Below are 25,147 nucleotides of genomic sequence, written 5' to 3'. Positions count from 1 at the left end.
TATTCCGATATTTGTACTGCTTAAAAGCCTTTTTTATGAAAACTGCCGCTGCACCACAACCCATTACCTATTCCTGTTACCGAAGCGAATACACCAAATCCGAACATTTTGTCGAAGACCATGTTTTGGGTCATGTAGTGTCAGGCACGATGGAATTTCAATTGGCCGGGCATAAAGTGAGTTGTCAGGAAGGGGATTATTATTTTGTAGGCCGCAACCAGTTTACCAAAGCCGCCAAGAATTTGGGTGCCGATGGCGAATTCCGCTCGATCTCCGTCCGGCTCAGCCAGGAAACCTTACGCCAGTTCAGTATGGCTCATCCCAATACTGCTGCCGCAAAAAGCCACAGCATCCCCACCATACAGGTACTCCCGGCGAATGCCATGCTCAAAGGCTATTTTGATTCCCTCGGATTTTATGAAGAAGGTAGCGCATCCGAAGCCTTGATCCACCTGAAGATCGAAGAAGGTATTCTGCTCTTACTCCACCTGGATACCGACATGCGTAATCTATTGTTCGACTTCAGCCAGCCCGGAAAAATAGACCTCGAAGAATTCATGCAGCACAACTTCCGGTTCAACGTCCACCTCGACCGTTTCGCCTACCTCAGTGGCCGTAGCCTCGCGACCTTTAAGCGTGACTTCCACAAAATATTTCATACCACACCCAACAAATGGTTGCAGAAAAAGCGGCTCGAAGAAGCCCATTATTTGTTACAGGAAAAGAAGATGAAACCGAAGGAAGTCTATCTTGAAGTCGGGTTTGAGGACCTCTCCCATTTCTCTTTTGCCTTTAAAAAAGCCTATGGCACCGGCCCTTCCAGGATTTAACATTGTTTACCCTGCAGTATGGAGTTATAAAAGAACGAATCTCCCTTTACGGCAGGCTTCTTTATACCCTCAAAACAAATACAGCACAGGATGGAATACCGCTTCTGCAAATTCAAATCCATTTATAGCATAGCGATATCCTCTACTACCCTATCGATAGCGAACCCCATCCGAACTATAGATGATCTTATTACTTCTACATCCAACCTTGCCCTATCAATAACATTACTCAACCTACCGAAGAACGACCTTAGGCTTTCGCTAAATGATCTTACCCTTTCGATAAGAATATAGATACTCTCAATATAGAATCTTATGCTGTCGATAGTAACCCTAAAGCCATCGAAAACAACACAGATACTTTCGAAATAAAACCTTGCTCTGTCGATAGTATAACATTTCCTTTCAACGATAATTCCTATCCTTTCGAAAAAGAAAAATACCCTATCGAAACCACTCCGGCCACTATAGCCGTTATTTTATAATCCGTATCTTTGGGTAAAGCCCCTGTTTTCGGCAACAACCCAGTGACCGTTGCCAGATATGGCCCAAACCCAGTAACGAACCAATATACAGATACTATGAAAGCAATTGCAATTACCAAACGTGGCGGTCCCGAAGTATTACAACTCCTGGACGTACCCAAACCAACCCCAATAGGTAATCAGGTTTTAATCAAAGTACATGCTGCCGGAGTCAACCGCAGCGACATTCATTCCCGAAGCAGTGCTACCTATGGCGCCGAAATTCCAAATGAAATCCCCGGGCTTGAAGTAGCCGGAGTCATAGAAGCCGTAGGCCCCGAAGCCGAACGGTGGAAAGTAGGCGACAGCGTTTGCGCCCTGATAGCCGGTGGTGGCTATGCCGAATATAAAACCGTAGACGAGCGTTTATGCCTGCCCATTCCAGCCGGGTTCAGTTTTGAAGAAGCCGCCTGCCTGCCCGAAACCATCTTTACCGTCTGGTACAATGTCTTCAAGCGTTCCTCCTTTAAAGCAATGGAACATTTCCTGATCCATGGAGGCACCAGTGGCATTGGGGTAACTGCCATACAAATGGTGACTGCATTAGGAGGAAAAGCCTATGCTACTGCCGGAAGTGATGAGAAATGCAGGTTTTGCGAAGCGTTGGGTGCTACAAAAGCCGTCAACTATAAAACCGAAGATTTTGTAGCCGAATTAAAACCCATAGGCATTGATGCAATATTAGATATGACCGGTGGGGACAATACCCCAAAGAACCTGGATGTCCTCAATATGGACGGGCGCCTTGCCTTTATTGCCAGTATGCAGGGATCCAAATCAGAGATTGATATCCGGGTGATGATGAGCAAAAGGCTACAAATTACCGCCAGTATGCTAAAACCGCAGAATGTCAATTTCAAAGCCGAACTGGCCGAAGAAATCGAGCGCATTATATGGCCACTCGTAGCTGATGGCAAAATAAAACCAATACTTTATAAAACTTTTCCATTGGCCGAAGCTGCCGAAGCACATCGCCTGATGGAGAGCAGTACACACATTGGTAAAATCATTCTTACCGTGTCTTAATTTTTAAAATAGGTAACTGGAAGAAGACGGAACAAAACTCCAACCTACAATACATCTTTCCTCCTTCCAGTACCTATTTTTGGTGTTTATGATCCCACAATAAACATCATTTTTATTTACTCAACATTAATTTGACACTGCTTTTCACAAAACTTAAAAAGCAGCTTTAGTAATAAAAAATCAATAAACACCTATAGTACAAATATTTTTCATATATTAGTACTCTCGTTTTTCTGGAAGCCTATCCCATTCGACGATAAAATTTCTACCCCACAAAGTAAATCAATTTATTTATAATAAACAAATTTGTTTTCGTATGAATGGAAAAATTTTAAAAGAAAAGGTAAAAAAGGCGGACATTAAGATGAAAATCTTAGCCGAACGACTGAACATTAAGCCTCAGAGCCTGCAGAATAGGTTTAAAAGAAAAGATATTAGTGTTAGTTTTTTAATCGAATTAGCACATGCAGCAAACAAATCCGTTTATTATTTCATTGAAGGCACAACTTATGAGAAAGAGTTTAATATCAGTGAAAATTTCTTTTCCCAGGATTTTGAGCCTGTTTACGACCGCGCACCGGACTGGCTCGTTGAAGCCAAGAACCACATGATTGAATTGCTGGAACGCGAAGTAGAAGATCTAAGAAATGACAAAGCCTTTCTAAAGAATGTCATTGACACCGCAATCCCGAAAAGCAATCCCGGCGCACAGAAACCCCTGCTATTGGCCGAAGCAGAACTACCTAAAAAACCTTCCGGAGTTCCGAATTAAAACAATCGATTTCCCGAAAAAAAGACAGCTATACCGTGTACAGCTGTCTTTTGCATATAGTAATACATCCTATCTATTGTAAACGAGTTGCTTCATTTTCGCATAAAAAATTTGATGATTCTGTTTTTCCGTAATGCAATGATGTTTTTGTTGGCGTTATTTGTTTACAATACATAGCGTTTTAAAAAACCTATGAAATAAATTATGAACTAATAACTATAGTATGGAAAAAACCGAAGCCATTAAACCAGGGCCAAAACCAAAAACACCAGATGGAACACCGGATGAAAGAAGACGAGTCAACCCACCAAATCAGCCAAAGCACCCCGGGCTGAAACCTCACACCCACAAACCAAAGGATTAAAAGAGGTAATTTTAGAAACAAAAAAACCTCTTCATTGCTGAAGAGGTTTTTGGTGCCCAAGACTGGACTCGAACCAGCACACCCGAAGGCGCTACGACCTGAACGTAGTGCGTCTACCAATTTCGCCACTTGGGCATTCAGGAGTCCAAATCTACTATTATTTTTCGATACCCAAAAGCAATTTTTATTTTTTTATCAGCAGAAAAACCATGCCTGCTGATAATCAGAACCCTAAATAGACTAAGGCTTCTAGAATTGTATCACACCTCCTATTGGCTTATAGGAATACAAATTCATCAATTCGTTTTCGCGCCCATAACCCCATCATTTTAAATTTATCGCTAAGGAATACTTATTTATTGAAAAACAATAAATATTTATCTATATTTGATATATAATTTTAAAACAACGTATCATGAAAACAAAAACCAAAAAAGCATTAGCAACCATGAATATACTCACGTGGATTGTATTCATTGGCTGCTGCATGCAAACTGGCGCACTGCTGTTCACCTTTTTTATGAGCCTCTTCACTAATCCGCTCGCTGCTAAAAATCTGTATCTCGGACTTAATTTATCCGATCTTTATGAATCCAGCACCACCCACTATGTCCTTATGGTAGGCGCACTCATTTTGCAATATGCATTACGGGCTTACCTTACCTATTTGGTTATTCGCATCTTTTTAAAGATCAATTTCGTGCATCCCTTTAGCCCCGATATCGCTGCAATAATAGCAAAAATTAGCTACATTGCTTTCGGAACCGGGATACTCATTGTATTAGCCAAAGAGTACAGCAAATGGCTGATGGAAAAAGGTATCGTTTTAAACAACCTACAGCAATATTTGGAAGGCGGTACCGAATTTATACTGATGGCCGCCATACTCTTTATTGTAGCACAGGTATTCAACAGGGGAATAGAATTGCAAACCGAAAATGAACTAACCATATAAACTATGCCGATAATCGTAAATTTAGATGTGATGATGGTCAAAAGGAAAATGTCACTGAACGAGCTTTCCGACAAAGTAGGCTTGACACTCGCAAACCTTTCCATACTGAAAACCGGAAAAGCAAAAGCGATCCGGTTTAGCACACTCGAAGCCATCTGCAAAGTGCTGGAATGCCAGCCCGCAGATATATTGGAATATACAGACTAAACCCCATAACACCATAAGTTTAAATCCTACCCACAACCTCCAAAACAACCAATAACATGACCATCATACCCTGCGAAAAGGAAAACATAAAAACAATCATTGAAGGTACCAATGACTACAACCTCAGCAAAGTAGCCGCCTTAGCCGCTACCTGGACACCATTGGATTATGTTGCGACAGATGACGATGGTGTAGTGATTGGAGGACTATTGTCCGGGATTGGCTACTGGAACGGGCTGGAAATAAGAATCCTTTGGGTAGACGAAGCCCATCGCAATAAAGGCATTGGAAGGCAATTGCTACAGCATGTAGAGAATACCGCTGCGGCAAAAGGAGCAACAATTGCCATGCTGGACACTTTTGATTTCCAGGCAGCCAACTTCTATACCAAAAATGGCTATGAAGTGGTAGGTACCCTAAAAAACTTCCCACAAGGGCATGACCGTATTTATTTCTCTAAAAAACTGGCAATATAAAATCTGGGCGCAGGCATCATTGTGCCTACGCCCATTCTTATCATAAATTTTAAAAGCGTTTCTTTTAGCAAGCCTTTCACCCACCAGTACCCAAATAGCGTAGTTTTAATAACGGGAAATCAATTCGTTTTTGAAACCCCATCCGTTCATAAATTTGTATCGCCCGGGTATTGGAATCAACCACATGCAAAAAAGGAACAGCGCCCTGATTTAAAATTTCAGTACACAATACCGTTATCAGCCGTTGCGCATACCTTTTCCCGGTATATTCCGGATGGGTACATATGGCACTCAGTTCCGTAAATCCGTCCAATTTAAATCGTTCTCCGGCTACTGCAACCAGTTTTCCCCCACTACGGATACCATAATAATTACCCAGTTCAACGGTATTGCGCTTAAAGAATCCGGGCTGTACCAGCTGTACCAATTCAAACAACTCCTCCTGATCTGCAGCCGTCAGCCGTACCTCCTCTTCCACAGCAGGCAATAGAACAGCAGCTTCGGGAGTATACACCATCTGCAGGCAATTGATGCGATCGACAATAGCCCAATCGGCCGGAATGGTCGTTAACGCATCTTTTATAAAAATAATTTCATCCCTTCGGCAATACGGTGCTATAGCGGCTAAGTGCAATCCATCGTAGTATTGCATTGCCATAAAAGGAAGCCTGTCGTCTGCATATTTCTGTACCATTGACGTCCCTGTTGCAAATGCCTGATGTACCGTTTCCAAAGCATTCCAGATCGGATTATCCAATAAATGAGTTTTCATAATATAAGTGTATTAAAATCTTATTTTTCGGTTGCTTTAGCCAGCTGTATGCTATGGTACCTTTGGTAATAATTCTTTTCTTTTAGCAATGCTTCGAGTTTCTCTATTTGCTGCAAAAGCTGTACCTGCTCCTCAAACAGTTCCCGGTTCAGGCCCGAAATATCATCCCAGAGCACTTTATAGTGCACCAGGTGTTCCTGCCCTTTGGCCGTTAGCTTCAGCATCCGCTTCCTGCTATCGGTAGGGGACTTTTCAGAATCAACATAGCCCATCTTTTCCAGGCTTTTGGCAATATGGATGATCGCAGGATGGGTCAGGTTCAGTTCCCGTGCAACGTCAGAAATACTCATACTGCTTCTGGTACTCAGCACATAATAGAGGATAAAATCCTTGGCTTCCAACGGCAATCCATGCTCTTTGTAAATAAGTGTCATATCACTCCACAACGATTCATGCAACCGACGCAACCGTGTCCCAATCGCAAAAGATCCTAATCCTGTTATTACATTTTCCATTTAAGTATATATTTACGTAAACATTTACACAAATATATAAATTATTGTATTCCCTCCTGATTTTATTTTTATAATGGGATTTTTATCAACGTGCAAAAAAACAAGTAACCCAAGAACCAAAAACTATTTTTATTGCATAATTTTAGGGCATGAAAAAAGACTTCACTCCCTACGCCGGAACCGCATTGCGTTTGGCCTTAGGAATTGCCATGCTCTCCGCCGTAGCGGACCGGTTTGGCCTTTGGGGCACTTATGGAACTCCCAATGTAGCCTGGGGAAACTGGGAAAATTTTATTGCGTATACCCACCAGCTTAATTATTTTGTAAGCCTTTCAGTTGCCACTGTACTGGGAACCATAGCCACTGCATTGGAAATTCTCCTGGGATTACTGTTAGTAACAGGTTATAAAACAAAGCGCACTGCATTCGCAACCGGAATACTTTTACTTGCTTTTGGACTCACCATGACTCTATCCTTATCCGTAAAAGTTCCTTTAGACTTTTCCGTATTCAGCAGTGCAGCCGGAGCTTTTGTACTCTCCTGTATCGGCAATACCGCTTTCGCTTTGGACAACTACAGCAAAAGGCCGCTACGATAGTGGCTACATTGCCCTGTACAATTTGATACGATCCACAAGAGGCATTTCAATTTCCAATAGTCCTATTTTCAAATTGTATCCCAGTTGACTATCTTTGCACAAACACAACAACATGAATTACTTCTCATCCGATTTTAAACTCGGCATATTAGGTGGTGGACAGCTTGGCAAAATGCTGTTGTCCGAAACCCGTAAATTTGATATCCAAACCTATGTTTTAGACCCCAGCCCGGAAGCTCCCGGCCGTATGGCATGCAATCAATTCTTCGTGGGCGACCTGATGGATTTTGATACTGTCTACAATTTTGGAAAACAAGTAGATGTGCTGACCTTTGAAATCGAACTGGTTAACATTGAAGCCCTCGAAAAATTGGAATCAGAAGGCATAAAAGTATATCCGTCTCCAAAAACATTACAACAGATACAGCATAAAGGGAAACAAAAAGATTTTTATGTTACCCATAATATCCCGACTGCACCACATCAGAGATTCAATTCTATTGCCGAATTGCAACAGTACCCGAACACCTTTCCTTTTGTATGGAAAAGTGCCCAGTTTGGCTATGATGGCAATGGCGTAAAGATCATTCGTACCGCCGAAGACCTCAACGGGCTTCCGGATGTGGAATGTATCGCTGAAACAATGGTACCGTTTAAAAATGAGCTTGCCGTAATTGTTGCACGCAGCCCTTCAGGAGAAATTAAAACCTATCCGGTGGTTGAAATGGAATTCCATCCCGAAGCCAACCAGGTAGAATATGTTATCTGCCCGGCACGTATTGATTCGGCTGTAGCCAATACTGCACGTGCCATAGCCCTGAAAGTATCAGAACACTTCAACCACGTGGGATTATTAGCTGTCGAAATGTTCCAGACACATGACGACCAGATCCTGATCAATGAAGTTGCTCCAAGGCCGCACAATTCGGGTCACTATTCTATTGAAGCCAGTTATACTTCACAGTTCGAGCAACACCTGAGAGCCATATTGGACCTTCCTTTAGGTAATACAGATAGTAAAGCCGCGGGAATCATGGTAAACCTTGTTGGTGCCGAAGGGTATTCCGGTGATGTCGTTTATGAAAATATCGAAAAAATTCTTGCGATTGACGGCGTAACACCACACATCTACGGCAAAAGAGAAACCCGTCCCTTCCGGAAAATGGGACATGTCACTATAGTAAATGAAGATATCGCCAAAGCCCGTACTATAGCCGAAGAAGTTAAAAATGCGATTCGTGTGATCTGTACATTAAAATAAAAAAGCCTGCTTGCCGCTAAGGACAGCAATTTACATACGCTAACACAACAACTATGAAAGTAGCCATAATAATGGGCAGTATCTCAGATATGCCTGTGATGCAGGATGCCATTGACATCTTAAAAGAATTCAACATTGAAACCGAAGTGGATATCGTTTCGGCACACCGTACTCCTGAAAAATTATTTGATTTCAGCAAAAATGCACATACCCGTGGTATCACTGTAATTATTGCTGGTGCTGGTGGTGCCGCACACCTTCCGGGTATGGTCGCTTCCATGTCTCCACTGCCGGTAATTGGTGTTCCGGTAAAATCCAGTAATTCTATCGATGGCTGGGATAGTGTTTTATCCATTTTACAAATGCCGGGCGGTGTTCCTGTAGCTACCGTAGCCCTGAATGGTGCTAAAAATGCCGGAATATTAGCGGCTCAAATTATCGGCAGCCAAAATAAACCTGTACTGGATCGTATCATCGCTTACAAGGAATCCCTGAAGCAAGCGGTAATCAAAGCATCCGAAAACCTGAAATAATACCGTAGGATCACCACTACAAGACCAAAATCCTTTTACCTATTGTCCCAATGATCATTCGGGGGAATCGGTTAAAAGGATTTTTTGCATCTCCCCTTTTGATGCTTCCGCAAAAAAACAGTGCCAACTTCCGACAAGGTCGATAAATTAATCCCAAACCCTATCAGCCGCTTTCCAAATTTCCTTAACTTTGATCAGCACGATAGTTTCCTGTTTTTTCAGCACGCTGCTATCCACAATTTATTGTATGTTAATCCAACGTGTAAGGCCTAAAAACCATACCGAATTATAAAATCAAAGTATACTACAAATGAGCATTCTCAACAACAAATTCAACACCAAGCACGATACTGCCCCCTTTTCGCAAATCAAAAATGAAGACTATCTTCCGGCATTTCAGGCAGCAATCGCTTCCGCAAAAAAAGAAGTCGACAGCATCATCGCTAACCCCGAAAAACCAAATTTTAAAAATACGATCGAAGCCATGGCTTATAGCGGTGCCACACTGGATCGTATATCATCGTTATTTTTCAACCTGCATTCGGCAGAAACCAATGATGAGCTGCAAAAAATAGCCCAGGAAGTTTCTCCACTTTTATCAGAGTTTGGCAACGATATCCGCCTGAATGAAAAATTATTTGCACGTGTCAAAGCGGTGTATGACCAAAAGAAGACACTGGACCTGACAGCAGAACAAATCACATTACTGGACAAACAATATAAAAGTTTCTCCCGAAACGGGGCCAACCTTTCTGAAGACAAGAAAAATCAATTGCGGGAAATTGATAAAGAACTTTCTAAAATCAGCCTGGAATTTGGAGAGAATGTCCTTTCCGAAACCCACGCTTTCCAACTTCACATCACCGATGCCAAAGACCTGTCCGGACTTCCGGAAGGTACTATCGAAGCTGCAAAAGAATTGGCGGCCAGCCTCGAAAAAGAAGGTTGGGTTTTCACCCTGGACTATCCAAGTTATATTCCGTTTGTCACCTATGCTGACAATCGGGAACTGCGCAAAAAAATGGCCATTGCTTTTGGCGCCAAAGGATTTGGCAACAATGAATACGACAACCAGAAAATTGTATTGCGAATCGCACAGCTGCGTTTTGAAAGAGCCCAATTATTAGGGTATAATTCGCATGCCCATTTTGTATTGGAAGAACGTATGGCCGAAAGTCCTGAGAAAGTAAACCGTTTCCTGAATGACCTTTTGGAAAAAGCCAAACCGGCAGCCACAAAAGAATTTGCACAACTGGCCGCATTCGCTAAAAAAACAGATGGCATCGAACAACTCGAAAAGTGGGACGGCGCCTATTATTCCGAAAAACTAAAACAGGAATTATTCAACCTGGACGATGAAAAGCTAAAACCTTATTTCAAGCTTGAGAATGTATTAAATGGAGCCTTTACGGTAGCACAACGCCTATTTGGACTGCACTTTACTGAAGTCACTGGAATTGACAAATACCATGCGGATGTAAAAACCTATGAGGTAAACGATGCAGATGGCAAACTTGTCGCCATCTTCTATGCCGATTTCTTTCCGCGCAAAGGCAAAAGAAACGGAGCCTGGATGACATCGTTCAAGTCACAGTTTGTCGAAAACGGCACCAACGAACGTCCACATATTTCTATCGTTTGTAATTTTACCAAACCGACAGAAACCAAACCATCCTTATTAACGTTTAATGAGGTTACCACCTTATTCCACGAATTCGGCCATGCCTTACATGGTATGCTTGCCGACACTACCTATCCGAGTTTATCGGGAACCAGCGTCTATTGGGACTTTGTGGAACTTCCAAGCCAGGTATTAGAAAACTGGTGTTATGAGCCGGAAGCACTGGCATTATTTGCACACCATTATGAAACCGGAGCAATCATCCCCATCGAATACATCCAGAAGATTAAAGAAAGTGCCAGTTTCCAGGAAGGTATCGCTACGATGCGCCAACTGAGTTTCGGATTGCTGGATATGGCTTGGCACGGCCAGGATCCCAATGGCATCACCGACCTAAAAGCCTTTGAAACGGAACAATTCGCCAATACAGCGCTTTATCCGGATGTAAAAGAAAATGCGATGAGTACTTCCTTTTCCCATATCTTTCAGGGTGGTTATTCTTCCGGGTATTACAGTTACAAATGGGCTGAGGTACTCGACGCCGATGCCTTTGAATATTTTCAGGAACAGGGCATCTTTAATACGGAAGTCGCGGCTAAATTCCGGGAGCATATTTTATCCAAAGGCGGAACAGAACATCCTATGGTATTATACAAACGCTTCCGTGGACAGGAGCCACAACCCGATGCTTTGTTGAAACGCGCCGGACTGCTTTAATTTTTTATCCCTTCATACTAAAGGATTGCTTGATACTATCAGGCAATCCTTTTTTTTGTGATATCCATCAGTACGATTAATGCTTAGTTTTTAGTAAATCAAGCCTTTAATCTTAAAACAATTCGGAATTTTCTTATAGTATTTTTAAATTTTATATATATTTGAAAACAAGTTCCCCTGACTATGATAAAAAACTACCCCAAGATTATTATTATCGTTCTGTTCTTTTTTTATACCATATCGGGATTAGCACAGCTTCCCAATTTTACACTGAACGTTACGGTTACACCCGAAACCTGCGCGGGTAATGGGACACTCAGCTTTACGACATCCGGAACCCAACCCGGAGCAACAATTGTATATTCAGTATATAAATTACCCAATACTACAGTGCCAATAGCCACCCTATCTGCAGCACTTTTATCCGGGCAAACTTCCGGAAATTACAGGATTGTAGCCACCCAGACCCTCGGCAGCCAAAGTAGTAGCCAACAAAAAGACGTGACTATCACCAGCCAGATCAGTACGCTGAATTTTACAGTAACCGGGAGCGATGCTATTTGTGGCAATAATGGCTCTATCAGCACCGTACCTGTTTCAGGGAATCCTGTGAGTTACGAGATTTTCTCAGGTCCGGTAATCAGGCCACTTCAGCCTACTGGTGTTTTCAATAATTTAGTTGCTGGTAATTATCTGGTACGTGTATTTGACGCCTGTGGAGATGCGCTTGTAAGATCATTTTCCATTATGGCCCCGAACCTTTCCCCTGACGGCTTTGCGATCCTGGAACCTCAATTTTCCATGCAATTCCTTCCTCAATGTGACCGCATTATTGCCGATTTCAGGATTGATGTTGAGCCGGGATATTATATGGTTTATCCGCTCACCTGTACCTTTACCGCTTTTCCTCCTGGTGGAGGTGCTCCAGTAATTACTACTTCTGTTATCAACGGCACTTCAGGGTATCATCTGTCAGGCGGCATTACACCTCCCTACGGACAGGGTCCCTATTCGAGTACTATCCCTTATTTTGAAGGTACCTATACTTATAATATGGTGATTACAGATGCCTGTGGTACTGCATATGTCCGAAATAACAACATTGTAAACCAGCCCTTCCGGGCTAACGCTGCTGTAATGGTGGGACTTTGCGGTGGCAAAATGATAACCATAAATGCCACAAACCTCATGATGCCGGTACAGGTTGAATTTCTTACTGCACCAGCGGGCTTTATCCCTACTGATTTTAATCCATTACATCCCAATTTTTCAGTCCCCGGGGCTACGGGCATTGTGAAATACGGAACTCCGGAGCATACGGTACCCGAAGGATTATATAATATCAAAGTTACCGACGCTTGTGGCAGGGTAGCCACAAGCCAGATTGTGGTGGAGAATGGTTCCGAGGTTCGAATGGGCGCTTCTTATCCCGATTGTACCGGAACACTCTTTACCGCCTCAGTCGATGGCACACCTATCGCTTCGATCGTATTCAATTCCGGACCTTCCGGAATGCCTTACCCTTATCCTTTTGATGCGTCAGCCTATATTTCTAATGGCACTGTTGCAATGGAAGGCATATTGGTCAGCGGCTCCTATAATGTAACGTTAGTCGATATTTGTGGCAATTCCTATGTCAGAACCCTGAATGTTGGTAATTATGCCCCTCAGACCCCGGGAATAAAATACCTTGGCGGCTGTGATGGTACTTTCGGATCGGTGCAGATAGGCAGTGGAACGGTTTTTCTAACCTCTGCAATACTACTCTCAGGTCCTCAGTCGTATGCTCATAGTTATCCACATGATGTTACCTATAATATTGCCAATGGTACCTTCAGCATGAATTCATTACCTGCAGGGATATACCAACTGCAAACGATAGACCGGTGTAACACCCAATTAGTCCTAACTCTTTTTATTGGAAGTTACTCCGGCTACACCGAAACGACCGTAACTGATCATTGTTCCTCTTTTGATTTGTTTCTGGAACACACTAACAATAATTCCCTGGAGAATTACGGCTTTTGGCTGCAAAAGAAAAATGAACTTACCAATGAATGGACAGATCCTTCTACCGGCATGCCCTATCCCGAAAATACCATCCCAACAGCGATAAACTCAACAGTCTTAATCAACACCATGACTAATTTTAATGTTGGAGGAGAAGGCTTGTACAGGATCATTACCGTTTCCAAACTTTATGATAATGGTATTACAACATCACTTTTACCGTGCTATCATATCCTAAAGGAGTTTCGTGTGGGCGGCAAACCAATCATTAATGATGCCCTTAATTTCGCCTGTACTTCCGGAGCTTCCGATGTATTGCTTGACGCGACAGGCAATGGCACCCTTATTTTCAGGATTACCACAAAGGATGGAGAGCCATTTCCGATGGACAATGGAGATAATCCCCTTTTTAGTAATCTCGCCACCGGAGTGTATAATTTCCAGATTGAAGACAGTTGTGGAAATATTACCAATTTACTCCATGACGTCTCTGTACCCTACGTTTTAAGTATCATTCCAACTTTATGTGAGGGACAAAACAGTACGCTGTCCGTTACCGATTTTCCTTATCTGGAATACCAATGGTATCGTGATACTGCTCCAAATACAATTCTAAGCACAACTGCAACATTACAATTTACCCCACTGAATACTGTTACGGCTGCCGGCATCTATCATGTTGCCATTCGCTACCCTGCCAACCTAAATTCCTGCCTGAACCAGGTACTGACTTATGAAATTTCCGCCGATGCCTTACCCAATGCCGGTGCCGATAATGAAACCCAAATTTGTGGCACTCTGAGCACAGTCAACCTCATCAGTTCGCTCAGTGGTAACTATACCGCTGGCGGAAGCTGGGAACAACTAACACCGGGCGGCACATTATCCGGAAATGTCTGGAATCCTGAAACTACCCCTTTTGGAAGTTATGATTTCAAATACCATGTTGATGGCTTTTGTGGCAGTAGCGATGAAGCCATTATCCGTATTACACTTAGCCCTCCAACTCCTACTCCTGTAATCATCGCACCCGATTCGGTTTGCAGTGGTGGCTCTTTACCGCTTACCATCCAGGATATGACTGCCATTGGCATGGGATTCTCCTGGACGGGGCCTAATGGCTTTACTTCTACACTCCCAAATCCTGTACTTCAGCCTGTAACGCCTGAAATGAGCGGAACTTATAATCTCGTAGTAACTACTGGAAACTGCCCTTCTGAAATGGTTTCAGTCACTATCGTGGTACAGCCTAATCCTGCCTTCCATTTTGAATCGGAAACCGTTTCCTTTTGTAATGGACAAAGTGGTATCATTACTATTGTTGCTGAAAACTTTGACCCTGCACTGGCGCACTTTTCCTGGTACTACGAAGGGGTACTTACCGATGGATTAGACAGTGCTATTATTGAAGTTTTTGAAACCGGCACCTATGAAGTCATTGTCTCTTATAATGGTTGCAGTAGCCGGCAAACAATTACCGCATCACCGAATACAGCAGTATTCGAAATTGGGATGCAAGCCAAATGCAACAATGATTATTATAGCCTTTCGGTATTCCCAATCAATAACTCTTACGATCCAAATACAGCGTCCTATTTATGGAGTGGCCCCAACAACTTTTACAGTACCGCAGCGTCAATTGACATTACTGGCATGGAGGCTGGGATGTATACCGTTGAGGTTACTATGGAAAACGGTTGTACCGTCACTCAGCAACTTTATGTCAAAAAAAGCCTTTGTAAAATCCCAAAAGGCCTATCTCCAAATGATGATAATCAGAATGATAATTTTGACCTGAGCGGTATGGATATCCTCAAACTGAAAATATTCAACCGATACGGTCGCGAAGTCTTCGAACAGGATAATTATGAAGATCAATGGCACGGGCAAAGTTTCAACGGTAAACTGCTCCCGAGCGCAACTTATTATTATTACATCCGCTTCAAAAATGGCGAAGCCCGTACCGGTTGGGTATACCTCAACCGACCAAACTAATATTGAGAAAACCGGAAGCGAAAGCACTTCCGGTTTTTTTATAGGCTATTGTTTGTTACCTAAATAAAGAACCTCAACATAAATCTTAAAATATGTTTCATTATTTTTTGAAAGTTTAAAAACATTACATACATTTGAACTATGGAATTCAAAGAAGCTAAAAATAAATTCATTCAAAGTTGGGGCGCTTTAGGCTCTCAATGGGGTATCAATAAGACGATGGCACAAATTCATGCCTTATTGATGATTGCTCCAGAACCTCTTTCTATGGAAGATATTATGGCGGAATTATTAATTTCCCGTGGTAATGCCAGTATGAATCTACGGGCGCTAATGGACTGGGGCATTGTCTACAAGGAATACAAATCCGGAGAACGTAAAGAATTTTTCACTGCAGAAAAAAACCTGGATGAACTGGCTGTAAAAATTGCCCAGGAAAGAAGCAAGCGTGAAATCAAACCTGCACTTAAAGTCTTAAAAGATGTTTCTTCTATTGATGCCAGTAAGTCAATCGAAACCCGTCATTTTGTAGAACAGACAGGCAAATTGTATGATTTTGTATTGAAAGCTGATAACATGCTGGATAAAGTAACAGAATTCAAAGACAACTGGTTAGGGCGCCTTGTTCTAAAAATCATGAAATAAAAAAATTTAAACAGAAGTTTCATTTTTTTCTGAAACTTCAATATAAAAACAAAACATTCCTGACCAATGAAAACACTCCACAACCAAATCTTACTGTACGATGAAGACTGCCCGCTCTGCAAAGCCTACACTTCTGGTTTTGTGCAAGCAGGAATGCTGGATCACAATGGTAAAAAACCTTTTACAGCGATGAGTGCTGAAGAACAGCAATTTGTTGATTGTAATCGTGCCATTAATGAAATTGCACTGGTAGATACTGAAAATAAAACCGTGCGTTATGGCATTGACAGCCTTTTACACATCATCGGTTATTCCTTTCCCCTGCTGCAAAGGATAGGAAATATAAAACCCATTCACTATCTGCTGCAAAAAATCTATTCTTTTATTTCCTACAACCGGAAAGTAATTATTCCAGGTCAGGCAACAACCGAAAAGACCTTACAATGCATCCCGGCTTTCAATTACAAATACCGCTATTTTTATATTCTTTTTGCAGTACTATGTACAGCTGTTACCCTATTTTCTTTTTCCAATAATCTTACGGTACTTCCAAAAAGTAATTTCGGCAGGGAATTGTTTTTAGCTTTTGGACAATTATGTTTTCAGGCTATTTTCCTTTTAAAATTTGATTTTAAAACCATCACTACCTATTTTGGTAACCTGATGACTGTTTCGGTGATGGGTTCTTTGTTGCTCCTTCCACTATTGCTGTTGCACATGCTTATGATAGTACCTCAGTCCATATTACTGGGATGGTTCGGCATTACTGTCATCCTGATGTTCACGGAACACTATCGCAGGATACAATTATTGGGACTTCCACATTATCTCTGCTATACCTGGATAGCCTATAGGATTATTGCACTTCTTATCATTTTAAATCTATAATCATGAAAAAATTAATCATTGCTGCCGGCACCGGATTCCTGGGACAGGTATTGGTTGCTCATTTTAAAAGCCAATTTGATACCGTAACCATCCTTACCCGAAACCCGATTCCCAATCAGGAGAATGTTCATTTTGTATACTGGGACGCCAAAACATTAACGGGTTGGGAAAAAGAACTCGAAAATGCAACGGTACTCATCAACCTCGCCGGAAAATCTGTCGATTGCCGTTATACGGAATCCAATAAAAAAGAAATCCTTGCCTCCCGTATCGACAGTACTGCTGTTTTGAACCAGGCAGTATTACAATGCCAGCATCCACCACTGCACTGGCTGAATTCTTCTACTGCTACAATTTACCGACATGCTACTGATCGGGAGATGGATGAAGAACGCGGTGAGATAGGTGATGATTTTTCTATGAATGTGGCGAAAGCCTGGGAAAAAAGCTTTTTTACAGTTGAAACACCTAAAACAATCAAGACTGCGCTGCGCACTTCTATCGTATTAGGAAAAAATGGAGGAGCCTATCTGCCCCTTAAAAACTTAACCAAACTGGGATTTGGAGGCAAACAAGGTGATGGTAAACAATTTGTCAGCTGGATTCATGAGCATGATTTTGCCAGGGCTATAGCATATATTATCGAAAACCAAATCAGTGGTGTGGTCAATGTAGTTTCTCCTAAACCAATCCGAAACAGTAACTTCATGAAAAAATTGCGCCATAGCCTTTCCGTGAAAACAGGTATCCCCATTGGAGCACCATTGCTGCGTTTTGGCGCAGCGTTAATTGGCACGGAGACCGAGCTGGTATTAAAAAGCAGGAATGTGATTCCCAAACGTTTGCTGGAAAATGGTTTTGAATTTCAATTTGGCACATTGGAAACTGCTCTAAAAAACTTATAAAATGACGCTACTCACACTACAAACGCATATCCGCGCCCCAAAAGAAATTATTTTTGATCTTTCCCGCAATATCGACATCCATATCCTATCTGCCACTCAAACCGGTGAACAGGCTATTTCGGGTACGACTTCGGGGCTTATCGGGCTTGGAGAAACGGTAATCTGGAGCGGCCGGCATTTTGGAATTATCCGCTATCACACCAGCCATATTCCGATACTCGATTATCCGGACTACTTTGTCGATGTCATGACCAAAGGCCATTTTAAATCCTTCCGGCACGAACATCGTTTCCACTATGACAACGGTATCACACTGATGACCGACACCCTGTATTATGAAATGCCTTTTGGGGTATTCGGTGCGCTATTCGATCGGTTAGTGCTTCGGAAATACCTTTATGGATTTCTTCAAAAGCGCAATACGGTTTTAAAAGAATTAGCTGAAAAGCCAAACCAGTAGCAGCCAGAAAACCGGGATGCTTTCCACCCAAAAAGAAGTGTAATATTTGGAGCGTTCCGGAGTTGCAAAAATGGTAAATAAAGCAGTCACAATAACCAATACAATGTTGATCCATAATTGCGTTATATCAACAGTACTTTTCAAAAATTCCAATACATAAAAAGGAAGTAGTAAAAAAAGGCCCAGCATTTTCGTTTTCCGAACGCCTATTTTCTGTGGCACTGTCATCAGGGTTGGATCGTCATTTTTAAGATCTATGATTTCAAAAATCAGGATCAATATAATTACCAGTAAAAACCGTTGCCCGAACTTCAGGATAACATCGGATATAATTGTAGTTCCAGCCTCGATTAAGGGCAACAAGGTCGTGACGCCCGCCCAGCAAAAAGCGACCATATAAATTTTGACCCCACTCCAGTTCCGTATGTTTTTAGTGTTTGAAAATACAGGAACGGTATATAAAAATGTAAGCCCGAAGAAAATGACAGCAGTGATCTGTGTGTTTCGGTGCAGGGCTAAAAAACAAAAGGCGCTGGCCAACATCGACAAAAGGCTGATCCCCAAAATGGCCTGTAACTGTTTTCGGCCTGGCTTTTTAAGGCGGAACAGGCTCTCGTATTTCACAAAGTTATATCCGAAAATAGTCCCAAAAAAAGCAAAGCCTGCCATAGCGTAGTCAAAAGGGTTCTGAAACATGTGGTTGGTCATTAAAACCAACGCCAAAACAGCCATAGCTACGTGAATACTGCCATGTAAATAAAAGTCAAAAATCGATTTTATCGCCCTCATAGTTGCAAAAATAATCAAACTGTTAACAACTAGCCCTTACAGTTGAAAATTTCCCAAAAATCACTGTTAAAAAAACCATTAAATTTAAGATTTATAATTAATTTCGCACTCTTTAAAACACAACTTTATTCAAATTTTCAATGAAAACAGATGCTTTTGCTTTAAGACACATAGGTCCGAGAGAAAATGACTTACAACATATGTTGAATACTATTGGCGCCGAGTCGATAGAACAATTAATTTATGAAACCCTTCCGGATGATATCCGTCTGAAAGCGCCTCTAAATCTTGAACCTGCCTTAACGGAATATGAGTTTTTAAACCATATCCAACAGTTGGGAAATAAAAATAAAGTATTCAAATCCTATATCGGTTTGGGGTACCACCCTGCTATTGTTCCTGCAGCTATTCAAAGAAATGTTTTTGAAAACCCAGGATGGTATACTGCTTACACCCCTTATCAGGCAGAAATTGCACAAGGGCGTCTGGAAGCGTTATTGAACTACCAAACTACCGTAATCGAACTGTCCGGAATGGAGATCGCGAATGCATCCCTTTTGGATGAAGGTACTGCTGCTGCTGAAGCGATGGCTTTACTATTTGACGTAAGGACACGTGACCAGAAAAAAAACAACGTTAATAAATTTTTCGTTTCAGAAGAAATACTGCCACAAACCCTATCGGTTTTACAAACGCGCTCTACGCCAATCGGGGTGGAACTAGTTGTAGGAAACCATGAAGATTTTGCCTTTGGTGCTGATTTCTTCGGAGCAATATTACAATATCCGGGTAAATACGGCCAGGTATTCGATTATGCCGGATTTATTTCAAAAGCCAATACTAATGAAATCAAGGTAGCTGTTGCTGCAGATATTTTAAGTTTGGTAAAATTAACCTCTCCAGGAGAAATGGGTGCTGCTGTAGTAGTAGGTACCACACAACGCTTTGGAATCCCAATGGGTTATGGCGGACCACACGCTGCTTTCTTCGCTACCAAAGAAGAATACAAACGAAGCATGCCAGGAAGAATCATCGGGGTAACAGTTGATACCAACGGAAACCGTGCCCTTCGTATGGCATTGCAAACCCGTGAGCAACATATCAAACGCGAAAAAGCAACTTCAAATATCTGTACTGCACAAGTACTTTTAGCCGTTATGGCTGGAATGTATGCTGTATATCACGGTCCAAAAGGATTGGAATATATTGCGGATAAAGTACATGCTTCTGCCGTTACGACTGCTGAAGCACTGAATCAATTGGGCGTTTACCAAACGAACACGGCTTTCTTCGATACAATCGTAGTAAAAGCAGATGCTGTAAAGGTAAAAGCTATCGCAGAGCGCAATGAATTCAATTTCTACTATATTGACAATGATACTATCGCTATTGCTTTCAACGAAACAACGAGCATCAGTGATATCAATACAATCCTGGCTATTTTTGCAGAAGCTGCAGGCAAAGAAACGGTAACCGTTACTGCTTTGGCAACACAAATCAATTATCCACAAGGATTAAACAGAACAAGTACTTTCCTGACACACGAAGTGTTCAACAAGCACCATTCGGAAACAGCTTTGATGCGTTATATCAAAAAACTGGAACGTAAGGATTTAGCCCTGAACCATTCGATGATTTCCTTAGGCTCCTGTACTATGAAACTGAATGCTGCTGCTGAAATGCTGCCGCTAAGTATGCCAAACTGGAACAACATACACCCTTTTGCTCCAATCGAGCAGGCTGCAGGCTACCAGACAATGCTTAAAAAATTAGAAGAGCAGCTGAATGTCGTTACTGGTTTTGCCGGAACAACATTACAGCCTAACTCTGGTGCACAGGGAGAATATGCCGGATTAATGGTTATTCGTGCCTATCATCAATCCAGAGGTGACCACCATAGAAATATTGCACTGATCCCGGCTTCTGCGCATGGAACTAACCCGGCTTCTGCTGCATTGGCAGGAATGAAGATCATTGTAACCAAAACAACAGAAGAAGGAAATATCGATGTAGAAGATTTAAGAGCCAAAGCAATTGAGCACAAAGATAATTTGTCCTGCTTAATGGTAACTTACCCTTCAACTCATGGTGTTTACGAAGCTTCAATCATTGAAATTACCAAATTGATCCATGAAAATGGAGGACAGGTATATATGGATGGTGCCAACATGAATGCACAGGTTGGACTGACCAACCCTGCAACGATTGGTGCTGACGTATGCCACCTGAACCTGCACAAAACTTTCGCTATCCCTCATGGTGGTGGTGGACCTGGTGTTGGACCAATTTGTGTAGCGGAACACCTTGTTCCCTTTTTACCAACGAACCCGGTAATCCCAACTGGAGGCGAAACCGCTATCACGGCTATTTCTGCTGCTCCATGGGGTTCTGCATTGGTATGCCTGATCTCTTATGGCTACATCACTATGTTAGGTGCTGAAGGCTTAACGAATGCTACAAAATATGCAATCCTGAATGCCAATTATATCAAAGCCCGTTTAAGCGGTCATTATGATACATTATATTCCGGAGAAATGGGACGTGCTGCTCACGAAATGATCCTGGAATGCCGTCCATTTAAAGAAAAAGGAATCGAAGTTACCGATATCGCGAAACGTTTGATGGATTATGGATTCCACGCACCTACTGTATCTTTCCCGGTTGCCGGAACACTAATGATCGAACCTACTGAAAGTGAAAACCTGGAAGAACTGGATCGTTTCTGTGATGCGATGATTGCCATCCGTAAAGAAATCGAAGCTGCTACTGCTGAAGAGAAAAACAATGTATTGAAAAATGCACCACATACTTTAGCAATGCTAACTACAGACACTTGGGATTTCCCATATACCAGACAGGAAGCTGCCTTCCCACTGGAGTATATTTCCGATAACAAATTCTGGCCATCTGTACGCCGTGTTGACGATGCGTATGGTGACCGTAACTTAATTTGTTCCTGTGCCCCGATTGAAGCTTACATGGAAAATTAATTTTTATTGCAATTATAACTATTGAACCCTTTCAGAGCACCGCTTTGAAAGGGTTCTTTTTAAATACCAAGCACTACCATGACTGATATTACAACCCGGCAGGATCTCGAACTTTTGATGGGTCAGTTTTACATTTCACTGCTGGAAGATCCGGAGATACGCCCTATATTCACTGACATTGCAAAAATAGACCTGGCAGCCCATCTTCCTATTATCGTCGATTTTTGGGAACAGGCTCTTTTTGGGAAAGGAACCTATCGCAACAATACCTTAGCGATACATCAGCAACTGCATCAAAAAGCAAACCTGACAGCCCAAAACTTTAAAACCTGGCTTTCCTGTTTTAATACCGCAGTCGATGCCAACTTCAAAGGCCCTATGGCTGAGAAGATTAAAACACGCGCTTTATCTATTGCAACCGTCATGCAAATCAAAATTCATTCCTGAAAATTACGGCTCATCGCAGCCTTACTTTTTTACAACCAAAGGCTTTGAAATAAATTATATGTAATAAAACAGGGGTAGTGTGTTCATAATCAAAATAATCATTCAGCATTCTCTCCTTTTTTTTATTAATCCCATAAAAATAAACTCAAAAACAACCTTAAAATATTCAAATAAGTTGTAAAATTGAAAAATATATAATTCTTCAACAAATTACTATGCGCGCATATTATTTTTGTCTGATTCTAATTTTATTATCCCTAAATTAGCTAAAATTTTACCATTATGAATATCCGTATTACCGGTTCAGGAAGTTACATCCCTGAAAACATCATTACCAACTTTGATTTTGGAAAGCATCAATTCATGAATGAGGACGGAAGTGCCTATTCGCAACCTAATAATATTATTGCTGAAAAGTTTAAGGATATTACGGGAATTGAAGAACGGCGCTACTCTGACAATAACATGGTAACTTCGGATATTGCCTTTATTGCGGCTCAAAAAGCCATTGAAGATGCTAAAATAGACCCCGAGACTTTAGACTATATCATTTTTGCACATAACTTCGGGGATGTGAAAAATGGAACCATTCAAACCGATTTAGTGCCGAGCCTTGCTGCCCGGGTAAAACACAACCTTCGCATTAAGAATCCAAAATGTGTGGCATATGATATTTTATTTGGCTGTCCAGGCTGGATCGAAGGTGTCATCCAGGCACAAGCGTATATCAAAGCCGGCATGGCAAAAAAATGCCTGGTAATTGGCGCTGAAACATTATCCCGTGTTGTCGATATCCACGACAGGGACAGTATGATTTATTCCGATGGTGCCGGTGCAACCGTAATTGAAGCTACCACAGAAGAAGGCGGAATTTTAGGGCATGCTACAGCATCCTTTACTTATGACGAAGCCTATTATTTATTCTTTGGAAATTCATTCAATAAAGACCTGGATCCTGATGTGCGTTATATCAAAATGCACGGTAGAAAAATTTATGAATTTGCTTTGAACAATGTTCCGAAAGCAATGAAAGAATGCCTTGACGAAAGTGGCTATGCCATTACCGATGTCAAGAAAATCCTGATCCACCAGGCAAATGAAAAAATGGACGAAGCCATCATACAACGCTTTTACAAACTGTTCAAAGAAACGCCTCCAAAAGACGTTATGCCCATGAGTATCCATAAGTTTGGTAACAGCAGTGTAGCCACCATCCCGACCTTATATGATATCTTAATGAAAGGGGATTTGGTCAATCATGAACTGAACCCGGGAGATTTAGTCATCTTCGCGTCTGTGGGCGCCGGTATGAACATCAATGCGATTGTCTACAAAATATAACACTAAAAAACAGCATAACCGAAATTCAGTTATGCTGTTTTTTTTAGGAGCTTATCCAACCAAAAATTCAACTGGTACACGAGTCGCAAACGGTAAATTACCATTACATTGATTACAAGCGACAGCCCTACTTTATAAACCAGGTTCATCCAAAGCACAGGGCTTGTTGGCAGGAAATAAACAGCAAAACCGCTCAGGCAAAAGATAATCAGGAGCTTTAGGAAAGCCGCATCAAAAGGCAGCAGCCCGAATTTCTTATAAATAAAAACCAACTTCGAAATATTGAAGAGCAACATGGCCAACAGCGAAGCAATCGCAATGCCGGTAATACCCATATCAGTATAATAAATAAAGACAAGGTTGAGCGAAAGATTCAAAGCGATTAGGATCAGTATAGTGACCAGATTAAAACGGTAATACTTGGAATACGTAATGATTTCAGAATTGAATCCTGTAGCCATATTAATCAATACACTCAGTCCAAGGATTTGTATAATTGGCACTGTCGCCTTTAACTTCTCGTAGGAAGGCAACATCCGGAAAAGATCTTCTATTCCTATAAAAATACAGCTGTATAAGAGGGCGCCAATAAAAAACAGCAACTTTGCTATCTCTTTGTATTTCCGGTTCAGATCGGTATAATTTTCCGATTTCAAATAATCCGAAATGATGGGCGCATATAAGGCAAACATTCCAATAGCCGGAATTTGTAACGTGGAAGCCAGCGTGACGCCATTGCTAAAAACACCATTGGCCTCCATCGAAAAAAACTGTGGAATAATAATCCCGTCAATCCGGAATGCCAGCATCGAACCGATACTACCGGTAAATGCGTACAGGCTATAACGGAAATAATCCTTTTTGGAAATGGTCGCAAACAACGGCTTAAAGTCAAATCGGAATACCGGTTTGTAATGCCTGAAAATATAAACTGTCGTCAAAATAAGAATCACAATATACCCTATTACATATAGCCCTATAGTCTCCTCTGTATCCAGCAGATCCCGTAGTAACAATAAAAATAAGATGGGTAATATAATTTTAGGGATTAGCTTCTCCAATAAAGTGGGAACAGCTACTTTTTGCAAATCATTTGCCTGTTTCTTAAAGAGTTCGATATAGGCCAGGCAAATGGCGATCGGAAAAGCAAACCAATACAAATGCAGGCTTTCGAAAGTTGTAAAATTGGAAAATAGGAACAAAATCACCAAAACGACTGCACTGATTATAGCAATAGACAAAAGGCTGTAAGTAAATAAATCTTTTTTCTTATGCTCGTCCAATGATGGATAGAATTTAATCAACGCATGGGAAGCCCCTAATATCATCACAGGGAAAAGCAATTGTGAGATATTATCCACGTAACGTACTTTTCCCAAAAAGTCAAAATCCAGTGGATAGATAAAAAGAGCCGAAAGGGTTCCGATGGCGGTTCCCAGGTAATTGATCAGGGAGTACAAAAAAACCTGTTTCGCGGTAGCTTTATTTTTCATGGATAGAATTCA

At 41.6% G+C, this 25,147-nt stretch carries 23 protein-coding genes and 1 tRNA gene; 19 read left to right on the top strand and 5 right to left on the bottom strand.

Annotation, left to right across the window (positions count from 1 at the left end):
* Positions 1-35: 35 nt before the first annotated feature.
* From FK004_RS08315 to FK004_RS19325, 4 genes are all read left to right on the top strand, one after another.
* The gene (locus FK004_RS08315) at positions 36-830 is read left to right on the top strand and encodes a helix-turn-helix domain-containing protein (protein WP_108736849.1); all 795 of its coding nucleotides are present in this window, start codon (positions 36-38) and stop codon (positions 828-830) included.
* Positions 831-1,411: 581 nt separating this feature from the next.
* Entirely contained in the window at positions 1,412-2,380 is a 969-nt protein-coding gene (locus FK004_RS08310) for an NAD(P)H-quinone oxidoreductase (protein WP_108738787.1), read from the top strand.
* 316 nt (positions 2,381-2,696) lie between these two features.
* Positions 2,697-3,152, top strand: a complete 456-nt coding sequence (locus tag FK004_RS08305) for a helix-turn-helix domain-containing protein (protein ID WP_108736848.1) — start codon at positions 2,697-2,699, stop codon at positions 3,150-3,152.
* A gap of 223 nt (positions 3,153-3,375) precedes the next feature.
* Positions 3,376-3,516: a hypothetical protein gene (locus FK004_RS19325; RefSeq protein WP_170108549.1), complete on the top strand. Its 141-nt coding sequence runs from the start codon at positions 3,376-3,378 to the stop codon at positions 3,514-3,516.
* Between the two features lie 50 nt (positions 3,517-3,566).
* Here FK004_RS19325 and FK004_RS08300 read toward each other — a convergent pair.
* Positions 3,567-3,651: transfer RNA gene (locus FK004_RS08300), tRNA-Leu, on the bottom strand.
* Positions 3,652-3,931: 280 nt separating this feature from the next.
* Here FK004_RS08300 and FK004_RS08295 point away from each other — a divergent pair.
* Genes FK004_RS08295 through FK004_RS08285 form a run of 3 tightly spaced genes read left to right on the top strand, consistent with a single transcriptional unit; the run spans position 3,932 to position 5,154 of the window.
* On the top strand, positions 3,932-4,471 hold the full coding sequence (locus FK004_RS08295) for a DUF2975 domain-containing protein (RefSeq protein ID WP_108736847.1): 540 nt from the start codon (positions 3,932-3,934) through the stop codon (positions 4,469-4,471).
* Between the two features lie 3 nt (positions 4,472-4,474).
* Complete coding sequence (locus tag FK004_RS08290) at positions 4,475-4,678, top strand: helix-turn-helix domain-containing protein (RefSeq protein ID WP_108736846.1); 204 nt, start codon at positions 4,475-4,477, stop codon at positions 4,676-4,678.
* Between the two features lie 56 nt (positions 4,679-4,734).
* Positions 4,735-5,154, top strand: a complete 420-nt coding sequence (locus FK004_RS08285; RefSeq protein WP_108736845.1) for a GNAT family N-acetyltransferase — start codon at positions 4,735-4,737, stop codon at positions 5,152-5,154.
* 76 nt (positions 5,155-5,230) lie between these two features.
* Here the strand turns inward: FK004_RS08285 and FK004_RS08280 are convergent, their stop codons facing one another.
* Together FK004_RS08280 and FK004_RS08275 are read right to left on the bottom strand one after the other, a co-directional pair.
* Positions 5,231-5,926, bottom strand: a complete 696-nt coding sequence (locus FK004_RS08280; RefSeq protein WP_108736844.1) for a GNAT family N-acetyltransferase — start codon at positions 5,924-5,926, stop codon at positions 5,231-5,233.
* 20 nt (positions 5,927-5,946) lie between these two features.
* Positions 5,947-6,441: a MarR family winged helix-turn-helix transcriptional regulator gene (locus tag FK004_RS08275; RefSeq protein ID WP_108736843.1), complete on the bottom strand. Its 495-nt coding sequence runs from the start codon at positions 6,439-6,441 to the stop codon at positions 5,947-5,949.
* A gap of 149 nt (positions 6,442-6,590) precedes the next feature.
* On the opposite strand from FK004_RS08275, the gene FK004_RS08270 reads away from it, so the two are divergent.
* From FK004_RS08270 to FK004_RS08230, 9 genes are all read left to right on the top strand, one after another.
* Positions 6,591-7,040, top strand: a complete 450-nt coding sequence (locus tag FK004_RS08270) for a DoxX family protein (protein WP_108736842.1) — start codon at positions 6,591-6,593, stop codon at positions 7,038-7,040.
* 112 nt (positions 7,041-7,152) lie between these two features.
* Positions 7,153-8,301, top strand: coding sequence for a 5-(carboxyamino)imidazole ribonucleotide synthase (locus tag FK004_RS08265; RefSeq protein WP_108736841.1), 1,149 nt, complete (start codon positions 7,153-7,155; stop codon positions 8,299-8,301).
* A 53-nt stretch (positions 8,302-8,354) separates the two neighbouring features.
* Entirely contained in the window at positions 8,355-8,834 is a 480-nt protein-coding gene (purE, locus tag FK004_RS08260) for a 5-(carboxyamino)imidazole ribonucleotide mutase (protein WP_108736840.1), read from the top strand.
* Positions 8,835-9,144: 310 nt separating this feature from the next.
* Complete coding sequence (locus tag FK004_RS08255) at positions 9,145-11,172, top strand: M3 family metallopeptidase (RefSeq protein WP_108736839.1); 2,028 nt, start codon at positions 9,145-9,147, stop codon at positions 11,170-11,172.
* Between the two features lie 183 nt (positions 11,173-11,355).
* Positions 11,356-15,177: a T9SS type B sorting domain-containing protein gene (locus FK004_RS08250; RefSeq protein ID WP_108736838.1), complete on the top strand. Its 3,822-nt coding sequence runs from the start codon at positions 11,356-11,358 to the stop codon at positions 15,175-15,177.
* Between the two features lie 141 nt (positions 15,178-15,318).
* A complete protein-coding gene (locus FK004_RS08245; RefSeq protein ID WP_108736837.1) occupies positions 15,319-15,822 on the top strand; it encodes a GbsR/MarR family transcriptional regulator in 504 nt (167 codons plus the stop codon).
* 66 nt (positions 15,823-15,888) lie between these two features.
* Positions 15,889-16,710, top strand: coding sequence for a DCC1-like thiol-disulfide oxidoreductase family protein (locus FK004_RS08240; RefSeq protein WP_108736836.1), 822 nt, complete (start codon positions 15,889-15,891; stop codon positions 16,708-16,710).
* 2 nt (positions 16,711-16,712) lie between these two features.
* Complete coding sequence (locus FK004_RS08235) at positions 16,713-17,615, top strand: TIGR01777 family oxidoreductase (protein ID WP_108736835.1); 903 nt, start codon at positions 16,713-16,715, stop codon at positions 17,613-17,615.
* 1 nt (position 17,616) lies between these two features.
* Positions 17,617-18,075, top strand: coding sequence for an SRPBCC family protein (locus FK004_RS08230; protein WP_108736834.1), 459 nt, complete (start codon positions 17,617-17,619; stop codon positions 18,073-18,075).
* On the opposite strand, the gene FK004_RS08225 is transcribed toward FK004_RS08230, so the two are convergent.
* Positions 18,052-18,864: a hypothetical protein gene (locus tag FK004_RS08225; RefSeq protein WP_108736833.1), complete on the bottom strand. Its 813-nt coding sequence runs from the start codon at positions 18,862-18,864 to the stop codon at positions 18,052-18,054. The two genes, FK004_RS08230 and FK004_RS08225, sit on opposite strands and share 24 nt — an antisense overlap.
* Before the next feature lie 140 nt (positions 18,865-19,004).
* Between FK004_RS08225 and gcvP the strand changes: the two genes are divergently transcribed.
* From gcvP to FK004_RS08210, 3 genes are all read left to right on the top strand, one after another.
* Complete coding sequence (gene gcvP / locus FK004_RS08220; protein WP_108736832.1) at positions 19,005-21,854, top strand: aminomethyl-transferring glycine dehydrogenase; 2,850 nt, start codon at positions 19,005-19,007, stop codon at positions 21,852-21,854.
* A gap of 78 nt (positions 21,855-21,932) precedes the next feature.
* The gene (locus FK004_RS08215; RefSeq protein WP_108736831.1) at positions 21,933-22,301 is read left to right on the top strand and encodes a group III truncated hemoglobin; all 369 of its coding nucleotides are present in this window, start codon (positions 21,933-21,935) and stop codon (positions 22,299-22,301) included.
* Between the two features lie 282 nt (positions 22,302-22,583).
* Positions 22,584-23,642: a 3-oxoacyl-ACP synthase III family protein gene (locus FK004_RS08210; protein ID WP_108736830.1), complete on the top strand. Its 1,059-nt coding sequence runs from the start codon at positions 22,584-22,586 to the stop codon at positions 23,640-23,642.
* A 29-nt stretch (positions 23,643-23,671) separates the two neighbouring features.
* On the opposite strand, the gene FK004_RS08205 is transcribed toward FK004_RS08210, so the two are convergent.
* Entirely contained in the window at positions 23,672-25,135 is a 1,464-nt protein-coding gene (locus tag FK004_RS08205; RefSeq protein WP_108736829.1) for an oligosaccharide flippase family protein, read from the bottom strand.
* Positions 25,136-25,147 lie beyond the last annotated feature (12 nt).

Origin of the sequence: Flavobacterium kingsejongi, assembly GCF_003076475.1 — a bacterium.
Taxonomy (GTDB): domain Bacteria; phylum Bacteroidota; class Bacteroidia; order Flavobacteriales; family Flavobacteriaceae; genus Flavobacterium; species Flavobacterium kingsejongi.
This window is presented reverse-complemented; position numbering and strand designations above follow the sequence as displayed.